3 protein-coding genes and 1 pseudogene are annotated in these 2,332 nt (G+C 65.9%); all 4 read right to left on the reverse strand.

The features are described 5' to 3' along the window. Positions 1–277 (reverse strand): hypothetical protein (locus tag VMI09_03560; GenBank protein HTQ23746.1); only part of this gene is annotated, 277 nt, incomplete at its 3' end. A 229-nt stretch (positions 278–506) separates the two neighbouring features. After that, positions 507–1,223: pseudogene (locus VMI09_03565) on the reverse strand (IS66 family transposase zinc-finger binding domain-containing protein). A gap of 72 nt (positions 1,224–1,295) precedes the next feature. Beyond that, positions 1,296–1,649, reverse strand: a complete 354-nt coding sequence (gene tnpB / locus VMI09_03570; GenBank protein ID HTQ23747.1) for an IS66 family insertion sequence element accessory protein TnpB — start codon at positions 1,647–1,649, stop codon at positions 1,296–1,298. Then, the gene (locus tag VMI09_03575) at positions 1,646–2,074 is read right to left on the reverse strand and encodes a transposase (GenBank protein HTQ23748.1); all 429 of its coding nucleotides are present in this window, start codon (positions 2,072–2,074) and stop codon (positions 1,646–1,648) included. The genes tnpB and VMI09_03575 overlap by 4 nt, the downstream gene beginning before the upstream one ends. Between the last annotated feature and the right edge of the window lie 258 nt (positions 2,075–2,332).

Below are 2,332 nucleotides of genomic sequence, written 5' to 3' on the forward strand. Positions count from 1 at the left end.
GCGTTGACAACGAGAGCCCCTCGCGCTGAACCTCAATTGGGATCGTCGCCAGCAACCGCGCGAGCCGATCTCCGAGCGGCGTAAGGCGCACGCGCGCGGCCTCAGCCTCAACGCGGGCCGCCTCCGCTTCGGCGCGGGCTTTCTCCTCACGCTGCGCTTGGTGCTTGGCGCGTTGGGCCTCAGTGCGGGCCAGAAGCTGCTTTTGATAAGAGATCAACCATGCGCCCCTCCTGTTGTGATCCTCCCTCGCGCGGCACCTCAATTGGATCGTCGCCACTAGCCGGGTCTCCTACGGCGTCCTCAGCGTGCAGGCTGCCAAAAGTGTGGAAGGCCGATAAGAGAACTCCCTTTTGCCGCGCCACTGAGGATTTCCTCGGCTCTCGACATCGCGGCGAAAGGGTCGGCGAAGAGCTCAGCCCGTAGATGAGCCGCGACCTTAGGATAGTGAAAGATGACTTGCCACGGCTGCCACTCAGTCGAGAAGACCGTCGCCTTCAACTCGCCCGCCGCAGGTAGAGCGGCTCGCATTCGGCCGCGGCGTATCCCACCCAGAACGCCAGGACCGATCGCTTGATGTCGAGACCCTGCGCGGCCAGCATCTGGGACTGCCGGTAGAGCGGCAGATGCCAGGCGTATTTGGCGACCATGACCGAGGCCACCATCGCCTCGGTCGGCAACCCGCCCATGATCAGCCGCTCGGGCGCCGGCGCCTGCACAACCGCCTGTTCGCAGGCCCGGCAGGCGTATTTGGGACGGTGCGTCACGACCGCCCGGAACTGCGCCGGGATGACGTCGAGCCGTTCGGAGGTTTCCTCGCCGATCACATGCATGGAAGAACGGCAGCACGGGCAATTCCTGTCCTCGGGTTCGATCGTCACATGCACGCGCTGCAGATGGGCGGGAAGCGCGCCGCGATGGGCGCGACGCTTCTCGGCGCGAGCGCGAGCGTGCGCCTCATTCTGCTTGTCGTCGGCGGCCTCGCTCGCGGCGATGGCTTGCTCGACATCCTCAAACGCCAGGGCGAGCTGATCCGGATCGAGCTTCTCGGAGTGGCGGCCAAATTGCATGCGCTGCAATTTGCGCAGGAGATGCAGCAGGCGATCGTTCCGCGACATCGCCTCGTCGCGCGCCGCAACCGCGGCGTCGCGCTCGGCGAGCGCGACCGCAAGCCGCGCCTGCAACTCGGCGATCTCGGTCGGCGGCTGATTCGCGCTCTCGCTCACGGCCAAGAGAGAACCAGATTTGCGCGCGGTCGTGGCCAACAAACAGCAGGCTGAGTCAATTGGTCACAGGCCTCATGACGCTGCTTCCGGACGCGGCACGTCGCGCGCGTGAAGGCGCGACCAGTCCAACCCGTCGACGAGCGCGGCGAGCTGCGAAGACGACAGACGCATCACGCCGTCGCTGATCGGCGGCCAGCGAAACGCGTTTTGCTCGAGCCGTTTCCAGAACAGCACCAGCCCGGTGCCGTCCCAGGTCAAAATCTTCAGCCGGTCCGCGCGCTTCGAGCGAAAGACGATGATCACGCCCGAGAACGGATCGCGTTGAAGCTCTTCACGCGCCAGGGCGGCGAGGCTGTCGGCGCCACGCCGGAAGTCCACCGGCTTCGTCGCGACCAGAACCCGCACGCCGGCCGGAACCGCGATCATCTCGCCGCCTTCACGACGCGCAACACCGTCGCCAGCGTCGCCGCGTCGATGCCCGGCGCGACGCGGACCGTGGCGGCGCCGATCAGGATCTCGATCGCCGTCGTCCCGCCACTCGGATCCGGCTCAATCGGGGCCTCCGATCTTCGACGGACTTCCTCGACAACGACAGGGGCGAAGGCCTGTCCGCGCGCAGCCGCCTCGTCGATTGCGGCTCGTCGCCTCGCCCGCCGTTGCGCCTCGCGCCGCCAACCAAAGAGCTGTTGAGGCGTCAGCCCATGGCGTCGCGCAACAGCGGAAACCTTCTCCCCGCTCTCGTAGCTTTCGGCGAGAATCTCCGCCTTTTGCGCCGGGGTCCACGTTCGGCGTCGACCGGAGCCGGTAAATACCTCCAGCCGGCGCACCGGCTCCGGCTTGGATTTGGGCAATAGCTCAGTGTCCGACACGTGTCCAACCCGATCGACTCAGTTGGGCACGACATTCGCCGATCTGCGCTCGGCCTTGAAGGTGCAGTCTAAAGACCGCTTACGATGATCGCAGGCGGAAACTGATGGCGGGCAAACGAGATCGTCATGCGCCATCGTACCCATCGAATGGAAGCGCGCCATCGTTGCCGTGACAACACCGCGACGACACTTGCTGACGGATCCGCAGACATCTGGCGGACTCCTGGTCGCTTGCCGTCA

It is taken from the genome of Candidatus Binataceae bacterium (genome assembly GCA_035500095.1).
In the GTDB taxonomy this organism is placed as follows: Bacteria; Desulfobacterota; Binatia; order Binatales; family Binataceae; genus JAKAVN01.

Coding starts and splice junctions, on each gene's coding strand:
- tnpB (HTQ23747.1), bottom strand. CDS start 1,649: ATGATCGCGGTTCCGGCCGGCGTGCGGGTTCTGGTCGCGACGAAGCCG.